The 17,065-nt window shown below is 68.6% G+C and carries 17 protein-coding genes; 2 read left to right on the plus strand and 15 right to left on the minus strand.

The window, feature by feature from the left end:
• Positions 1 to 4: 4 nt before the first annotated feature.
• From ispF to QM619_RS14660, 15 genes are all read right to left on the minus strand, one after another.
• Positions 5 to 484, minus strand: a complete 480-nt coding sequence (gene ispF / locus QM619_RS14590; protein ID WP_415110194.1) for a 2-C-methyl-D-erythritol 2,4-cyclodiphosphate synthase — start codon at positions 482 to 484, stop codon at positions 5 to 7.
• Positions 481 to 1,281, minus strand: coding sequence for a 2-C-methyl-D-erythritol 4-phosphate cytidylyltransferase (ispD, locus tag QM619_RS14595; protein ID WP_415110197.1), 801 nt, complete (start codon positions 1,279 to 1,281; stop codon positions 481 to 483). The genes ispF and ispD overlap by 4 nt, the downstream gene beginning before the upstream one ends.
• Positions 1,282 to 1,322: 41 nt before the next feature.
• Complete coding sequence (locus QM619_RS14600; protein WP_415110200.1) at positions 1,323 to 2,303, minus strand: sugar-binding transcriptional regulator; 981 nt, start codon at positions 2,301 to 2,303, stop codon at positions 1,323 to 1,325.
• Between the two features lie 24 nt (positions 2,304 to 2,327).
• Positions 2,328 to 3,641, minus strand: a complete 1,314-nt coding sequence (locus QM619_RS14605) for an NAD(P)H-dependent oxidoreductase (protein ID WP_415110203.1) — start codon at positions 3,639 to 3,641, stop codon at positions 2,328 to 2,330.
• Entirely contained in the window at positions 3,638 to 4,078 is a 441-nt protein-coding gene (locus tag QM619_RS14610; RefSeq protein ID WP_415110205.1) for a transcriptional regulator GutM, read from the minus strand. Before QM619_RS14610 ends, QM619_RS14605 begins: the two co-directional genes overlap by 4 nt.
• A gap of 3 nt (positions 4,079 to 4,081) precedes the next feature.
• Entirely contained in the window at positions 4,082 to 4,453 is a 372-nt protein-coding gene (locus QM619_RS14615) for a PTS glucitol/sorbitol transporter subunit IIA (RefSeq protein WP_415110208.1), read from the minus strand.
• An 88-nt stretch (positions 4,454 to 4,541) separates the two neighbouring features.
• A complete protein-coding gene (locus QM619_RS14620) occupies positions 4,542 to 5,567 on the minus strand; it encodes a PTS glucitol/sorbitol transporter subunit IIB (protein ID WP_415110211.1) in 1,026 nt (341 codons plus the stop codon).
• Positions 5,564 to 6,169, minus strand: a complete 606-nt coding sequence (locus tag QM619_RS14625; RefSeq protein WP_415110214.1) for a PTS glucitol/sorbitol transporter subunit IIC — start codon at positions 6,167 to 6,169, stop codon at positions 5,564 to 5,566. Before QM619_RS14625 ends, QM619_RS14620 begins: the two co-directional genes overlap by 4 nt.
• Before the next feature lie 82 nt (positions 6,170 to 6,251).
• Positions 6,252 to 7,538, minus strand: a complete 1,287-nt coding sequence (locus QM619_RS14630) for a dihydrolipoamide acetyltransferase family protein (RefSeq protein ID WP_415110216.1) — start codon at positions 7,536 to 7,538, stop codon at positions 6,252 to 6,254.
• Positions 7,539 to 7,541: 3 nt separating this feature from the next.
• Positions 7,542 to 8,534, minus strand: a complete 993-nt coding sequence (locus QM619_RS14635; protein WP_415110219.1) for an alpha-ketoacid dehydrogenase subunit beta — start codon at positions 8,532 to 8,534, stop codon at positions 7,542 to 7,544.
• The gene (locus tag QM619_RS14640) at positions 8,531 to 9,529 is read right to left on the minus strand and encodes a thiamine pyrophosphate-dependent dehydrogenase E1 component subunit alpha (protein WP_415110221.1); all 999 of its coding nucleotides are present in this window, start codon (positions 9,527 to 9,529) and stop codon (positions 8,531 to 8,533) included. The genes QM619_RS14635 and QM619_RS14640 overlap by 4 nt, the downstream gene beginning before the upstream one ends.
• Before the next feature lie 137 nt (positions 9,530 to 9,666).
• Positions 9,667 to 10,152, minus strand: a complete 486-nt coding sequence (locus QM619_RS14645; RefSeq protein ID WP_415110224.1) for a CarD family transcriptional regulator — start codon at positions 10,150 to 10,152, stop codon at positions 9,667 to 9,669.
• A gap of 239 nt (positions 10,153 to 10,391) precedes the next feature.
• Entirely contained in the window at positions 10,392 to 12,428 is a 2,037-nt protein-coding gene (locus QM619_RS14650; RefSeq protein WP_415110227.1) for a fructose-specific PTS transporter subunit EIIC, read from the minus strand.
• Between the two features lie 29 nt (positions 12,429 to 12,457).
• Entirely contained in the window at positions 12,458 to 13,417 is a 960-nt protein-coding gene (locus QM619_RS14655) for a 1-phosphofructokinase family hexose kinase (protein ID WP_415110230.1), read from the minus strand.
• Positions 13,414 to 14,184 (minus strand): DeoR/GlpR family DNA-binding transcription regulator, encoded by a 771-nt coding sequence (locus QM619_RS14660; RefSeq protein ID WP_415110239.1) that lies wholly within the window; start codon positions 14,182 to 14,184, stop codon positions 13,414 to 13,416. The genes QM619_RS14655 and QM619_RS14660 overlap by 4 nt, the downstream gene beginning before the upstream one ends.
• Positions 14,185 to 14,414: 230 nt before the next feature.
• On the opposite strand from QM619_RS14660, the gene QM619_RS14665 reads away from it, so the two are divergent.
• Together QM619_RS14665 and QM619_RS14670 are read left to right on the plus strand one after the other, a co-directional pair.
• On the plus strand, positions 14,415 to 14,909 hold the full coding sequence (locus QM619_RS14665) for a hypothetical protein (RefSeq protein ID WP_415110233.1): 495 nt from the start codon (positions 14,415 to 14,417) through the stop codon (positions 14,907 to 14,909).
• 364 nt (positions 14,910 to 15,273) lie between these two features.
• On the plus strand, positions 15,274 to 17,065 hold a 1,792-nt coding region (locus QM619_RS14670), incomplete at its 3' end, for a CHAP domain-containing protein (RefSeq protein ID WP_415110236.1).

The following is a 17,065-nucleotide window of genomic DNA, read 5'->3' on the forward strand; positions in this document are numbered from 1 at the left end:
GAGGTCAGCGAGACACGATCAGGGCGGTGGCGATCGCCGCCACGCCCTCGTCGCGTCCGGTCAGCCCGAGTCCGTCGGTGCTCTTGCCGGCCACCGACACCGGCGCCCCGAGGGCTTCGCTGAGGACGCGTTCGGCCTCCTCTCGGCGCGGCAGCAGCCGGGGACGGTTGCCGATCACCTGGACGGCGGCGTTGCCGATCTGGTAGCCGGCCCCACGCACCAGCCCGGCCACCTCGGTCAACAGCCGCACCCCGGACGCCCCCGCCCATTCCGGACGATCGACCCCGACGGTGCTGCCCAGATCGCCCAGACCGGCCGCCGACAGCAGCGCGTCGCACAGCGCGTGGCAGGCGACGTCGCCGTCGGAATGCCCGGCCAGGCCGCGCGGCTCGTCCGGGAAATGCAGCCCGGCCACCCACAGCGGCACCCCGTCGGCGAAGGCATGCACGTCGCTGCCGACCCCGACCCGCGGCAACGGCGTCATCGCGGGCTCCGGATCACCTCGTGGGCCGGTTGCTCGGTGGTGACGAACCAGGCGAACGGCCGGTGCCGCAGCACCCGCCGGAAGGAGTGCCGACCGATGCCGGCGCGCAGCTTGAGAAAGGCGTGGGCCAGGTCGAGGTCGGTCGCCGAGGTGATCTTCAGCGACGTCATCGCGCCCTTCACGATCGCCACCTGGTGGCCGGCGGCCTCGCAGACCGACAGGTCGTCGGTGCAGTCGATGCCCTGCTCGGCAGCGTAGGCGTGGCTGGCCTCCAGGACGTCCAGGTCGAAGCCCTGCGGGGTCTGGATGGCGCGCAGCGGGTCGCGGTCGACGATGGTCAGCCGGCCGTCCGGCCCCTCGGCGCGGATCGAGTCCGCCACCGGAATCGCCGGCGCCACCGCCACCGCGCCCTCGCGGATGCTGCGGATCACCCGGGCCACCACGGTGGCCGGCACCAGCGGCCGGACGGCGTCGTGCACCAGCACCACCCGTGCGTCGGCGAGGTCGGCCCGGTCGCGGATCGCGGCGATCCCGCGCCGCACCGACGCCTGCCGGGTCTCGTCGCCCTCGACCAGGGTCACCGGGATCGGCGACGCGGCCAGCGCCGGCTGGAAATGGTGCTCGCCGTTGCGCGGAATGACCACGATCGCGTGGCTGCAGCCACCGGCCGCCATGGCCTCCACCGACATCGCCACTACCGCCTTGCCGGCCAGTGTGGTGACGGGTTTCGGGACGGGGCCGCCGAAGCGGACGCCGCGTCCGGCGGCGACGATGACGGCGGGCACGGGCTCAGGCACAAGCGGCAGTATAGGTCTGTGGACGCCCCCGGACGGCCCAGTCAGCCCTGGTCGGCGACGTCGTCGCCGGCCCGCGCCAGGACGGCCCGGGCCAGGGCCAGATCGAGCACCACGACGTCCAGGACGCCGGTGTGCAGCGCGGCCAGCACGCCCCGCGCCTTCTCGGCGCCGGCCGCCAACCCGATCACGCAGGGCACCCGGCGCAGGTCGTCCAGGGAGACCGCGATGACCCGGTCGGAGGTGGGCGGGCCGAGTTCGGCGCCGGCGTCGTCGAAGAACCGGCCGGAGATGTCGCCGGCCGGCTTCTGGGCTAGGAAGGTGGCCAGCTCGGCCTCGGAGAGCAACATGTCCTCGACGATGGTCACCGACGAGCGGACGCCGAACGTGCCGATCCCGACGAAGGCGTGGTCGACCTGCGCGGCCCGCTCCAGCGCCGTCCGGATCGCCGTCTCGGCGGCGATCGCCGCCTTGGTCTGCGGCGATTCGACGATCGCCGGGGCCAGGAACCGGCTGGGCTGGACGCCGCAACGCCGGGCCAGCGCCTGCACCAGGGTGCCGCCGGCGCCGGCCATGTCCAAGCCCGGATTGCCGCCGGCCAACGGCAGCACCTGCACCGACGCGACCCGTTCCGGCACCTCGGCAACGAAGGCCTCCAGAGTGCTGCCCCAGCTCAGCCCGACCTGGCGCATCTGGGGCAGCCGTTCGCCGAACAGGTCGGCGGCGAGGCGTCCGACCAGGGGCAGCGCGTCGGCGGAACCGCCGTTCGGCGTCCCGACCCGTGCTTCGGTCAGCCCGAACCGTTCTACCAGCCGGTGCTCGACCTCGGCGACCCGGCGGACCGGGGAACGCGGATCGTGGATGCGCACCTCGACGATGCCCTGCTCGCGGGCCGCCGCCAGCACCCGCGACACGGTGGCACTCGACAGTCCCATCCGGCGCGCCACCTCACCCTGGGAAAGGCCCTCCTCGTAGTAGAGGCGGGCGGCGTTGACCAGGGTCTCGACCGACCGCGTGGCTGCCATCCCGCCTCCCTTCGATGCCGGACGTTACCCGACCCGGCCGCCGCCGAGGGCGCCGTTGGCGAGCATGGCGTCCTGCAGCCGCCGCATCGCCACGATCGGACGGGACTCGTCCAGCACGACGTCGGCGTAGCCGAGGGTCTCGCCGGCCGCGATGTCGCGGGTCAGCACGCACCCCGCGGCGAGGCCGACCGGCAGCGCGCCCTGGCTGCGGGCGTCCTCGGCGGGCACCGCGAACCCGTAGACGTGGTGTCCGCCGATGCCCTCGATCCTCAGGCCGGCTTTCAGATCGCTCTTCGCGACTGCGATCACCTCGGAGGTCCAGGTGGTGGGCTGGAAGCTGGGCCGGCGGTCGACGACCGCCTCGCCGATCGACAGGTTCGCCTCGATCGAGGCCAGGTGGTACGGCCGGTAAAGCGAGTAGTAGGGCCCGCTGCCGAGATGGAGGTAGTCGAGCTCATGGGTGACCACGTCGTTGGTCGACTTGGCGATCACGAAGACGCCGGGCGCCACGTTGCCGGTGACGTATTCGACCACCGGGCCGTCATGCGTCACGATGCCGCCGTCGGCGGCCGGCACCAGCATCGTGGCCAACTCGTCGATCGAGCAGGGCACCCCGTGCATGCCGGGCACGTCGAGCGGGTAGCCGGTGGCGTTGGACAGCGCGCACATCTCCACCTGCGTCTTGGTGCCGTCGGTGAACGAGCACAGCATCTTGGGGTTCATCCCCTTCGCCAGCGCCTCTTCGGTCACGTCGTCCGGGGTGTCGGTGGGCCGCATCGGGTTGTTCTTGCCCTTGCCGACCACCACCACCTCGAGCCCGATGTCCTGGGCGTATTCGATCAGCTTGAGGCATTCGACCGGTTCGTCGCCGCGGCAGACGCTGTAGATCGCGCCGCCGGCGTTGGCCATCGCGGCCAACAGCAGGCCGACGGTGACGTCCGCCTCGACCGTCATCAGCAGGGTGTCCTTGCCGGCCAGCAGGCTGGCGTAGGCGACCTCGGCCGCGACGTCCGGGACGCCGGAGACCTCGACGATCACGTCCACCGGCAGCCGGGTGAGCGCCAAGCCGCTGTTCACCGCGACCGAGCCACCCGCCTCGATGGCGGCGGCAGCAGCGGTCAGATCATCGGTGGAGGTGACCTGCGCGCAGCCGGCTCCGGCGAGCGCCCGCTCGGCACGGGTGACGTCGATGTCGGCGACGGCCGACATGAACAGGCCGGGTACCCGGTTGATCTGGGCGACCAGGCCGGACCCCATCTGTCCGGCGCCGACCACCCCCACCCGGACCGGACGGCCGGTGGCCCGCTCGCGCTCGAGCAGCCGTTGGCTGTAGCTCATCGTTGCACCTTCCTCTTCACACTGCCCGCCGGCCTCGACGGGACGCTCACCTTGTTGTCCCTGACCCGGGCTCGGGTCGCCTTGAGCTGGTTCAACGCCATCTCGATGGCCTTTCCGGTCTGCTTGTCGTCGGCGCGCTCGGGAAGAGTGCTGAGCGGCCCGAGCAGCGCCGACGCGGGTTTCGCCGTCGCGAAGATCGTCGATCCGCGCAGCACCCGCGCCGCCACCACCTCATCGGCCGGGTCGTCCACCACCAGCATCACGATGGTGCCGCGGAGCTTGCCGAGGCCCCGGCCGGTGACCAGCAGCCGGCCGTCCCCCCGATGCTCGCTGACCATCGCGTTGACCGAGCGGGCGTAGCGTCCCTGCTGCCAGATGCCGAGCAGCACCGAGAGCAGCAACGCGCCGACCAGCAGGGCGGCGAACTCCCAGCCCATTGCTCAGTCCCCCAGGATCACGATCGGCGAACCGGCCGCGGGCTGCGGCCGGGACGAGCCGCTGGCCTTGACCGCGCCGGGCAGCAGTTCCTGATCGGGGCTGTTCACGTAGACCACGATGTGGCCGAGGTCGGTGAGGTTGAGGTTCGCCAGTTCGCCGACCTCGTCGAGCCGCAGCGCGACGCCGCCCAGTTCGAGCGTGTCGCCGGCCTGGATCGGACGGCTCGGCGCCTGCCGCGTCCGGTGCACGATGCTCACCTCGGCCAAGGCGTCCGGCAGCGGCTCGCCGAACAGGATGTAGCAGCCGCCCTCGAACATCTCGGCGGTGAATTCGCCGATCCGGTCGACGGTCGCCGACCACAGTTGGTTGGTCATGGGTTCTTCCTTTTGTCTTCGTTGACGTTGGCCACTGGTTGAGCGTGTCGACGCCTGCGGGTGGCTGACTCCGCCAGCAGCCATTTTGCTAGATGGCGAACGACGCCACGTAGGCGAGCACCACCGCGATCGGCGAGGTGATCAGCCGGGAGAACAGCATCGCCGGCACGCCGACCGACACCGTTTCGGGTTCCGCCTCGGCCAACGACAGGCCGACCGGAACGAAGTCGGCGCCGACTTGGCCATTGATGGCGAACAGGGTGGGCAGCGCGTATTGCACCGGCAGCGATCCGGCGGCGATCTGCTGGCCCATCAGGACGCCGACCACCTGCGCGATCGCGGCACCCGGTCCGAGAATCGGCGACAGCACCGGAATCGCGGTGATCACGCCGAGCAGGATCAGCCCGATCGGATTGTCGGCCAGCGGACGGACGCCGTTCGCGATCCCCCTCGAGATGCCCGTGTACTGGACGATGCCGATCAGCAGCGACACATAGGCCATGAACGGGATGATCGTGTTGATCACCAGTTTCAACGACTGCCGCCCGGAGGCCAGCAGGGTGTTGATGAATTTGCCGATCGCCTCGCCGAAGGTGACCACGAAACCCGAGAAGCCGCCGCCCGATTTGGCCGCCGCCTTCGCCGCGGCCTTGGTCGCCTCGTAGGCGGCCCGTTGCTCGTCGGACTGGTCGGACGCCGCTTCGGCAGCCGCCGCGGTCGCTGACGCCGCGGCGACCGCCGCCTGGTCGGCCAGGGTCACCTCGGTCGGCGTCACCGCCGAGACGAAGATGTCCTCGGTGATGAACTGGGCCAGCGGTCCGCCCGGCTCACCGGGATAGACGTCCACAGTCGGGATCCGCTTGCGCGGGTAGACCCCTATCCGGGCCGTGCCGCCGCAGTTGATCACCGCGCACATCACCTGGTCGTCCGGGACGTGGTTGGTGAAGCCGTCCACCGCTTCGCCGCCCGATAGCTCGGCGATCTTGGCGGCGACCGGATGGATGCCGCCGCTGGTCACCGACAGCACGACCTTCTTGGTATCGGTCGGGGTCAGCGTCAGGCCGGCACCCCAGCCACCGCGTCCCTTGACCACCTTCACCGACTGGTAGGTCATGACAGACCTCCCTGGATGTGACCGGACGCGTACGCCGCGTCGAACTCCTCGAAACGAGCCTGGTGGCCGCCGCGCTTGATCAGCAGCTGGGTGATCCACTGGGTGGTGATGCCGCGAATCAGGATGACCACGATGCCGACCAGGAAGTACATGGCGGCCAGCCGGGCATACGCGCCCTGGTTGATCGCCTGCACACCGGCCGCGACGCCCGTCCAGACGAAGATCTCACCGGCATTGGCGTGCGGGAAGAACGCCGTCACCGGGTGCACGAACGACACCGCCGAGTCGTAGAACGCCGGCTTGTATCGCTCCGGCAGGAACCGCCCGAACGAATAGCACATCGGGTTCGTCAGCATCAGAACGGCGATGATCGGCATGATCGTGTAGCGGGTGACCTGGTATTTTCCGGCCCATTGCACGGCACGCGTGACCCGCTCTTCGCCGATCCATGTGGTGATCGCATACATGGCCGTCAACAGCACCATCAGCAGCGGCAGAATGCCGGTGACCAGACCGGTGAACGTCTCGGCCGCAGCTTTGAACAGCCCGATGAAGTTCTCCGCGGCCCAGGTGATGGCGATCATGAACCAGTTGCCCTCCATGTGATCCCCTCCTTTCAGAATTTGCGTTGTGGTGATTCCCGGCACCGAGTCCGTTCTCGGCGCCGGTCCCCTTCCCCGTCGCTCAGCCGAGCAGCAGGAAGGGATCGTCCAGAATCGCCTGCAGAGTGGCGAACGCCCTGGCCGCGTCCGCGCCGTCGGCCACCCGGTGGTCGACGGTCAGGCCGGCCTCGCACACCGTCCGGGGCCGGATGGACCCGTCGGCGTCGAAGACCGGACGCACCTCGACCGCACCCAGGGACAGCGCCGTCGCCTGGGGTGGGGTGAGCAGTGCGTTGAACCGCTGAATCCCGAACGATCCGAGGTTGGACACCGTGCCGGTGCCGCCGCCCATCGCATTCAGGTCGACCTTGCCCGCCTTCACGGCCGCGGCGAGGTCTTTGATCGCCGCGTCCAGCGCCCGGACGCCCATGGTGTGCGGGTCGCGCAACACCGGTGCGAGCAGGCCGGACGGGGTGTCGATCGCCAGCGCCACCCCGATCTGGGGATTGGTGCGGACGCCGTCGCCGGCCCAGCTGCCGTTCAGTGCGGGATACTCGCGCAGCATCAGGGCGTAGCCGCGCAGCAGGATGGTGTTCCAGCTGACGCCGGCCAACGAGGCCTTCCGAGCCACCGCCAGGCGGCTCAGGTCGAGCGCCCGCCACACGGTGAACTGCGGGATCAGCGCGGTGGATTCCAGCACCCGCGCGGTCGCCACCCGGATCCGCCGCGACTTGGCATCGCCCAGCAGTTCGCCGGTCGAAGTCGTCACGGGCCCGGCCGTTGGGGTGTCGACAGGCGCAGGCTCGGCCGGCCGGGCCGAGGTGCGCGCCTCGATCACGGCCCGGACATCCCGCGCCCGAATGGTGCGGTGCGGCCCGGACGGCTGCACAGCGGCCAAGTCGATGCCGGCCTGCGCGGCCAGCTTCCGGGCCAACGGGACAGCCCGAGGAGCGCGCCCCTCGCCAGTCGCCTCCGTCCCCGTCACCCCGGCGGGCGCCGGGATCTCTGCCGCATCACGCTCGCCGCCCTGAGATCCCGTGGCAAGCACGGGATGACGGGGTGCCGCCTCGCGACGAGGTACCGCCTCCTGACCACGGGCCGCGAACAGATCACCGAGCAGGTCGTCCTTCTCGGTCTCGATCCAGGCGATCGGCTGTCCGACCGGGACCAGCTCGCCGGGCTGGGCGAGGATCTCCACCAGGGTGCCGTCGCAGGTCGACTCGACATCCATGTCGACCTTGTCGGTGGTGACCACCACCACGGCGTCCCCGTCGGCGACCGGGCCGCCCACCTCGGTCAGCCATTCCTCGACGGTGCCGAACTCCATCGTCATCGACATCTTCGGCATCAACAGCGGGACCCGGGGCATCGCTCACCACTCCCCGACCAGGGCGGACGCCGCGGCGACGATGTCCTCGACCTGCGGGACGGTGGCCCGCTCCAGCTTCGGGCTGTACGGGATCGGGGTGTCCAGGCCGCAGAGACGCCGAATCGGGGCCTGCAGGTCGCCGAACGCCTCCGACTCGGCGATGCTGGCAGACACCTCGGCCATGAAGCCGCCGGTCTTGGCGGCCTCCTGCACCAGCAGCACCCGTCCGGTGCGGGAGACCGAGCCCAGGATCAGGTCGATGTCCAGCGGCTTGATGGTGCGCGGGTCGATCACCTCGGCGCTGATCCCCGACGCGGCCAGCTGCTCGGCGGCCTCCAGCGAACGCTGCACCTCGACCGAGGTGGCCACGATGGTGAGATCGGTGCCGGCCCGTGCGATCGTGCCCTCACCGAGATACGCCTTGGGGAACTCCGCGGGCACCTCGAAGGTCTGCTTGTAGAGCAGCTTGTGCTCCAGCACCAGCACCGGGTTGGGGTCGTCCAGGGCAGCCAGCAGCAGCGAGCCGGCGTCCGTCGCGTTGGACGGCATCACCACCTTGAGCCCGGGAATGTGCGCGAACCAGGCCTCCAGGGACTGGCTGTGCTGAGCGGCGGCACCGGTGCCGGAGCCACCGGGCGCCCGGATCACCAGCGGGACGTCGGCCTGCCCGCCGACCATGAAGTGCAGCTTGGCGGCCTGGTTCACCACCTGGTCCATGGCCTGGCAGAGGAAGTCGGAGAACTGGATCTCGACGATCGGCCGCATCCCGGTCAGCGCCGCACCGACGCCCATGCCGACGATGCCCAGCTCGGAGATGGTGGTGTCCCGCACCCGGTCGGTGCCGAAGCGCTGGTACAGGTCGTTGGTGACGCCGAACGCGCCGCCGTAGACACCGACGTCCTCACCCATCAGGAAGACCCGGTCGTCGTTGCTCATCGCCTGCGCCATCGCCTCACGGACGGCCTCGGCATAGGTCATGCTGCGGCTGCCGCTCATGCCCGTGCTCCGATCGGACGGGCGTCCACCGGCGACGGCGCATAGACGCCGGCCAGCATCGCCTCCACGGTCGGCTCCTCGCCCTGGGTTCCGAACCGGACGGCGTCGCGGATCTCGTCACGCACCTGATCGGACACCTGGTTCAGTTCCTCCTGTGTGGCGGTGCCGCGCTCCAGCAGGACATCGGCGTAGGCCGCGATCGGATCGTCCGCACGCCATTGCGCGATCTCTTCGCGGGTGCGGTACAGGTTCTTGTCGGACTTGGAATGGCCGCGCCAGCGGTAGGTGAGCGCCTCGATGAAGGTCGGCCCCTCGCCGGCCCGGGCCAGTGCCACCGCCCGGCTGACCGCCTCGAAGACCGCCTCGACGTCGTTGCCGTCCACGGTCTCGCCGGGGACGCCGTAGCCGGCGGCCTTGTCGCTCATCCGCTCGACCTTGAACGCCTTCTCGCTCGACATCGACATGCCGTACTTGTTGTTCTCGCAGATGAACACCACCGGCAGAACCCACATGGACGCCAGGGTGAGCGCCTCGTGCCAGGCGCCCTCGCCGACGGCGCCGTCGCCGTGGAAGCACAGGCAGACCTGATCGGTGCCGCGTAGCTGGTTGCTCAACGCCGCGCCGGCCGCGATCGGAGGCCCGCCCGCAACGATGCCGTTGGCGCCCAGGTTGCCGGTAGCGACGTCCGCGATGTGCATCGAGCCGCCCCGGCCCCGGCAATAGCCGTTGTCGCGGGCCAGCAGTTCGGCCATCGACCGGCCCAGGTCGGCGCCCTTGGCGATGCAGTGGCCGTGCCCGCGGTGGGTTGAGGTGATCTGGTCGCCGTCGCGCAGCGCGGCACACGCGCCGGTCGGGACCGCCTCCTGCCCGATCGACAGGTGCATGGTGCCATGCATCATGCCGCGTCCATAGAGGTCTTCGACCGCCTCCTCGAAGAGGCGTATGCGCCACATCGTGCGGTAGGCGTCCATTGCATCCAGCTGCCCTGCTGCCATGCCAACGACCCTAGAACAGACCGCCGTCATACTGCAATACTATTCGCATACTGCAATTTCTTGCAGAACAGGCAAGGCTTCCGAGACACAAAGAAACCGGCCGCCGCTTTCGCGACGGCCGGTTCAGTTGATTGCGATCAGGAGGCCAGGACCTCGTCGAGCAGTACCTCGGCGCGGTCTTCTTCGACCTTCTCGGCCAGCGCCAGTTCGGAGACCAGGATCTGACGAGCCTTGGCGAGCATGCGCTTCTCACCGGCCGACAGGCCGCGTTCGCGCTCACGCCGCCACAGATCACGGACCACTTCGGCCACCTTCAGCACATTGCCGGAGTGCAGCTTCTCGAGATTCGCCTTGTAGCGCCGCGACCAGTTGGTCGGCTCTTCCGTGTGCGGAGCCCGCAGCACGGAGAACACCCGCTCGAGACCGTCCGCGTCCACCACGTTGCGGACGCCGATCTCGTCGAGGTTCTGTGCCGGGACCCGAACTACCAGATCGTTCTGGCCGACGATGCGCAGTACGAGATAGAGCTTGTCCTCGCCTTTGATCGTCCGGGTTTCAATGTCTTCGATGACGGCTGCCCCATGATTGGGATAGACCACCGTCTCACCGACCTCAAAAGTCATCTAGTTGACCCCTTTCCCAGGAACTCCATGGTAGCACGAGGGTATCCAATATTCGAAACGTTCGTCCTAGCCAGAGGCACTTTGGGGGGTTGACAAGGGCCTTCGCGATGTGCCGCCGCGGCGTCCGAATCGCGGAATTGAGCCGTCCAAAACGGCTCTGACAACACCAAACGGCGCAGGGCCAGGACGGCAGCGAGCCCGCCGAAGCGGGGCTTCGACGGGCTCGACAGCGGTGAGGATCAGGCGACCGCGGCGGGAGCCTTGGCCGGCCAGAACTGCTTCATGGCGATCACCGCGAAGCCGGAGATCACGGCGCCGACGGCGATCGACACGATGAACCACAGGATCGGGTTGATCGCGAAGAACACGAAGATGCCGCCGTGCGGGGCACGGGAACCGACCCCGAAAGCCATCGTCATCGCGCCGGTCACCGCGCCACCGACCATCATCGACGGGATCACCCGCAGCGGGTCGGCAGCGGCGAACGGAATCGCACCCTCGGAGATGAAGGACGCCCCGAGCAGCCAGGCCGCACGACCGTTCTCTTGCTCGACCTCAGTGAACAGCGACTTGCGCAGCGTGGTGGCCAGCGCCAGGGCCAGCGGCGGAACCATGCCGGCCGCCATTACGGCGGCCATCACCTGGAACGACGCCTGCGACTGCGCCGACAGGCCGGCGGTGGCGAACAGGTAGGCCGCCTTGTTCACCGGACCGCCGAGGTCGAAGCACATCATCAGGCCGAGGATGACTCCGAGCACGATCGCCGAGCCGCCGGTCATTCCGCCCAGCCCGTCCTGCAGGGCCTGGGTGAGCGCCGCCAGCGGCTTGCCGAGGACCAGGTACATAGCCAGGCCGACGATCGTGGTCACCGACAGCGGGATGATGACCACCGGCATCAGGCCGGCCAGCCAGCGCGGTGCCTTCATTCCGGCGATCCACGAGGCGACGGCGCCGGCCAGCAGGCCGGTGACCAGTGCGCCCAGGAAGCCGGCGCCGACCGAACCGGCGATGACGCCGCCGACGAAGCCGGGCACGATGCCCGGGCGACCGGCCAGCGCGTAGGCGGTGTAGCCCGACAGCGCGGGCAGCAGGAAGCCGAACGCCGCCCCGCCGATGGTGAACAGCAGCGCACCGAGGTACATCGCGAAGCCGGCTCCCCAGCCCGCGTTGATGGCCAGCGTGGCGATCGACGTGCCGGCCTCGCAGGTATCACCCACCCAGGCGCCGAGCTGCTCACAGGTCCGGGCGCCCGGGTCGCCGATCTTCGATGCGACGTCGAAGCCGCCGAACAGGAAGCCCAGCGCGATCAGCAGGCCGCCGGCCGCGACGAACGGCACCATGTAGGAGACGCCGGTCATCAGCGCCTGCTGGATCCGCTTGCCGACGCTCAGCTGGCTGCCGCCCTCGCTGGACGCCGCGGACGACGCCTCGCCGCTCACCTTGCGGGCGTTGGGGTCCTTGGACGCCGCGATGGCCTCCTCGATCATCTTGGCCGGCTCGTTGATGGCCCGCTTCACGCCGGACTCGATCACCGGCAGGCCGGCGAAGCGGCCGCGCTCCTTGACGCCGACGTCGGTGGCGAAGATCGCCGCCTGCGCGCTGGCGATCACCGCCGGATCGAGCGGTACGACCTTGCCCGATCCCTGCGGCTCGACGTGTAGCTCGACCCCGGCGGCCTTGGCCGCCTGCTCGAGGGCGTCGGCCGACATGAAGGTGTGTGCGATGCCGGTCGGGCAGGCGGTGACCGCCACCAGAACCACCTTCTCGGCGGCCCCGGACGCCCCCGCGGGCGCCGCAGCGGGGGCAGCCGGAGCGGCCTCCTCCTCGGGATGGATGGCGGCGTTCACCAGCGCGACCACGTCGTCCGCGGTGGCGGCGTTGCGCAGGCCGTCGGTGAACTCCGAACGCACCAGGTTGCGGGCCAGCAGCGCCAGCAGTTCAAGATGGGCGTCGTCGGAGCCCTCGGCGGCGGCGATCATGAAGGCGATGTCGGCCGGGCCGTCGAAGGCCCCGAAGTCGACCGGCGGCGAGAGCCTGGCGAAGGCGAGAGAGTTGGTGGTGACGGCTGCGGAACGGCAGTGCGGGATCGCGATCCCACCACCCAGGCCGGTGGCCGCCTTCGCCTCGCGGGCCAGGGCGTCGGCTTCGAGGCCGGCGGCGTCGGCCCGTCCGGCCTTGGCGACCAGTTCGGCCAGATTGTGGATCACGTCGTTCTTGGTCGGCCCAAGATCGACATCAAGCACAACCAGATCAGCAGTGATCAGGTCCTGCGACATTGATGTGTCCTTTCGAGAATTCGGTGGATTCAGCCGAGGTCGGTGACGACCACGTCGGCGGTGTTGAGGTGCTCCGGCCTAGGCAGCGCGCTTCCGGCCATGGATGCTGCGGCGGAGCCGTACGCCACAGCGGTTCGGAGTCGGTCGGGGGCGGCTTCTCCCCCGCAGTCGGCCAGCACGTAGCCGGCCACCGATGAGTCGCCCGCACCGACGGTGCTGCGCGGGACGATGGGGGGCGGGCTGGCGTGCCAGGCACCCTCGGCGGTCACCAGGACCGCGCCCGAGGCGCCCAAGGTGCCCATCACAGCGGCGACGCCGCGTTCGACCAGGCTGCGGGCAGCGGTCACCGCCGCGCTCGGGTCACCGGCCTTGGCCGCAGCCTCGAGCTGCCCGGCGTCCGCCCCGGTGAGCTGTGCGAGCTCGTCAGAGTTGGGCTTGAGCAGGTCGGGAGCGGCGTCCGGGAAGTTGTCGACCAGCGCCAGCAGCGGGTCGTCGGAGGTGTCGACGGCGACCTTGACACCGAGCGGACGTAGCCGGCGGACCAGGGTGGCGTAGAAGTCGGCGGGGACGCCGGGCGGCAGCGACCCCGACAGCACCACCCATTCCGCGCCCTCGGCCTCGCTGACGACCAGGGACGCCAGCGCCTCGACCAGTTCGTCGGTGAGCCGCGTGCCGGGCTCGTTGATCTTGGTGGTGGTGCCGTCGGGCTCGGTCAGGGTGAGGTTCATCCGCACCCCCTCGTCCACCGCGACGGTGCGGTAGTCGACGCCGAGCTGGCGCAGCGCCGCCAGGATCGGGTCGTCGTCCGGTGCCGGCAGCACCGCCCGGACGCTCTGGCCCGCGTAGTGAATGGCGCGGGCCACGTTGACCCCTTTTCCGCCCGGCTCCACGGTGACCCCGCTCACTCGCTGGACCTGCCCGCGCGCCAACGGCGCGTCCAAGCTGGCAGTCCGGTCGAGGCTCGGGTTCGCGGTAAGGGTGATGATCATGCGACGACGACCTCCAATCCTGCATTGACTAGCTGTTGCCGATCAGCTTCCTGCAATCCGGAGTCGGTTACCAGCACTTCGACATCTTTGAGGGCGGCAAAACTCACCAACAGCGTCGCGCCGATCTTGGACGAGTCGGCCAGCACGATGCGCCGACGCGCCGCACGGACCATCGCCCGCTTCACCGCCGCCTCGTCGCTGTCGGGCGTGGAGAGGCCGTGGCCGACGCTCAGGCCGTTGGTTCCGAGGAACGCGACATCGCAGTACAGCCGGCCCAGCGCCTCCACCGTGTCACCGCCGACGGTGGCCTGGGTGAGGCCCCGGACACGTCCGCCCAACAGCTGCACCGGGCCGCCTTGCAGCAGCGCGAGCTGGGAGGCGATCGGCACCGAGTTGGTCACCACGGTGTGCTGGGGGTTGCCGCCCATCGCTGCGGCGAACCGGGCGGTGGTGGTGCCGGAGTCGATCAGCACGGTCGAGCCGCCGCCGGCGGGCAGGAAGCGCAGAGCAGCCTGTGCGATGCGTCCCTTCTGCACCGAGAAGGCCGGCTCGCGGTCGGCGACCGCGGTCTCGACAAGCCGGACGTTCTCGGCCGGGACAGCGCCGCCGTGCACCCGGCGCAGGACGCCCCGGCGGTCGAGCACGTCGAGGTCGCGCCGGATGGTCTCGGTGGTCACATCGAAGCGTTGAGCCAGTTCGGTCACCGCGACCCGGTCGTAGCGCAGCGCCAAGCTCACAATCGTGCGCTGACGTTCTTCTGCGTACATGTTGGTCACAGGCCTCCGTTCGACGTTGATTCACGTGGCATCGTATCGCTTTGCATGGCTTTGTCAATCAGTTACCACCTGATACAACAAGCATCAACTTTGCTTCGCTTGGCTATCGGCGTCCGGTGGTTCCGAAGGGTCGGTTCTGGAACGACACCGGTCGGGCATCCCCAAACCGGGGCGCAATTCGTTAGGCTGACCCCCAAAACCGGCGACCACAAGGAGTTCAGATGGCCAGCACTCTCCGGCGAATCGGCGTCAGCCTGTGCGTACCGATCGCGCTGGCACTGACCGGCTGCGGCATGGACGTCCAGACCCTGCAGCCGTACACGCCCGCCGAGGGCGTGAACACCAGCACGGGGTCGGTGATGGTGCGCAATCTGATGATCGTCGCCGACGACGCCGGCAAGGGCGTGCTGAGCGCGTCGATGATCACCTACGGCGACGACACGCTGACCGCGGTCGCCGGCACCCCGGAGAAGTCCGACGGCGCGGCCGGCACCCCGCTGACCGTCACCCCGGCCGGCCTGCCGCTGACGCTGAGCAGCAACACCCTGGTCGTGCTGACCGACTCGCCGGTGCGGGTGGCGGTGAGTTCGCCCGACCTCAAGCCCGGCCTGCTCGCCGAGGTGACGCTGACCTTCACCAAGGCCGGCCCGGTCAGACTGGTGGCCCCGGTGGTGTCGTCCGCAGAGCCGGAGTTCAAGAACATCACCGTCGGCTGACGGAACCAGGCCCCAAGAGCACATCGCCTGCACTACGACACATCGCCTGCGTTGCTACGCAGGCGATGTGTCGTAAGACAGGCGATCTCGTCCGGCGGGAAGATCTCAGGTAAACATCAGTTCAGCGGTGCCCTCGCACCGCTGACATCCATGCGCCGAACCCATTACGTTGGGTCAGCGTGGCGAGGACGCCACGCCAACGGGACGGGATCGGGGGATCATGACCGACACAAAGCCGACTGGACCTATGCCTCTGGGCGGGCGATTGCAGGCCGTGAGAGCACCGGCTACGACGCATCGCCCAACCAACTCGGAGAGCCACCTCCGACGTGCCGTCGCCCTCATCTCTTCACTACTCATCGTGATGATGAGTCTGGTCGGGAGTTCTTCGCTGGCTCACGCGGCCGGAGACGACTACCCCTACAAGAACGCCACCCCCTGCGGAACAGGAACCTGGTGCATCAACGGACGGTGGTACTCAGACTGGGGGTTCGCCTACCGCAACTGCACCGACTTCGTCACTTGGCGCATGCGCGACACCAACGGCGTCGACTTCTACAACACAATGCGCGGTGGCCGATGGGGCAACGCAAACACCTGGGATGATAACGCCCGCCGTCTCGGCTACACCGTGGACAACACACCAGCCCCCGGTGCGATCGCCCAGACCGACGCAGGCACTTACGGACATGTCGCCTGGGTACGCTCGGTCAACGGCGACGGCACTGTGAACATCGAGGAATACAACTACGGCACGAACGGCCTATATCGAGCTCGTACCGTTTCAGCGAGCAGCTTCAAATACATCCATGTGAAGGACATGCCGCACTCCATTTCGAATGGAGATTTCGTCAGCTACCGCGGACACGTCTATCGAATAGCAGGCGGTGCGCCAATCTATGTAGGAACGTGGGACATCTTCGGTGGCGGTCAGCCAACACGGGCGCTGAACGACGCCGAGTTCGACTCACTTCGTCGGCATCCGGCGGATGGTACGTTTATCGTCGGGGCACGCAGCGGCCGAGTCTATCGCGTGGCGGGAGGCGCTCCACTGTATGTATCCAACTGGGACCATGTCGGCGGGGCACAGCCAACCATATCCGTAGACGACAGTGCGATCGCCAATGCTGGCGGTGCCGATATGTGGAGCCATCTCCTCAAGTACCCTTTGAACGGAACCTTCATCGCCGGCGGCATCACTGGGCGTGTTTATCGAGTGGCCGGAGGCGCGCCGATATACGTTTCAAACTGGGACAACATAGGCGGTTCACAACCGGTGGTATCTGTTGATGACACGGCGATCGAAAATTCCGGAGGAAGCGATCCGTGGGTGAACCTTCGAGCCACTCCGTCAGACATATTCCTCCGTGGGTACAAGACGGGTCGCGTCTTCCGCGTGTACGACGGGCACCCCTACTATATTCCCTCATGGAGTCCCTACGGCGGACCTCAACCGTACCTCGATGTGGACGACACGGCGCTCGATAATTGCGATCACATGAACTGTTCTCCCTTCGGGAAAGTTGATCGAGTTCTTCCATCCGCCGGCCAAGTGACCATCGAGGGGTGGGCCATGGATCCTAATTCGACCGACCCGGTCGAAGTTCAGGTCCAGGCTGATGGCAACAACCTGGCTAAGGCACGGGCGAGCGTCAGTCGCTCTGACGTTGATGCGGCATTTCACCGAGGCGTGGGTTTTGGCTACTTGATCGCCGCGCCGCTCTCTCCGGGCTCACACCGTGTGTGTATCACAGCGATCAATGTCGGCAAGGGAGCCAACACTCAGCTCGGCTGCAGTGACATTGTCGTCGCTCTGCCTGAAACACTCACCGCGGCCACGCCGACCGTCGGCGGCTCACCCAGAGTGGGCTCGACTCTCACCGCCGCACCCGGCAGCTGGGGTCCGGCACCCGTGGCCCTTACATACCAATGGAGCGCCGGCGGCTCCGTCATTCCGGGAGCGACCTCCGCAACCCTGACCATCCCGGCGTCCGCGTTGGGCAAGACGATCACCGTCACCGTGACCGGTACCAAACCCGGCTACACGACCGTCTCGAAGACCTCGAAGGCCACCAAGAAGGTGACGACCGGCAAGCTCAGCGCACCCGCACCGACGATCACCGGAACCACCAAGGTCGGCCAGACCCTCACAGCCA

It is taken from the genome of Micropruina sp. (assembly GCF_047606665.1).
Taxonomy (GTDB): domain Bacteria; phylum Actinomycetota; class Actinomycetes; order Propionibacteriales; family Propionibacteriaceae; genus Micropruina.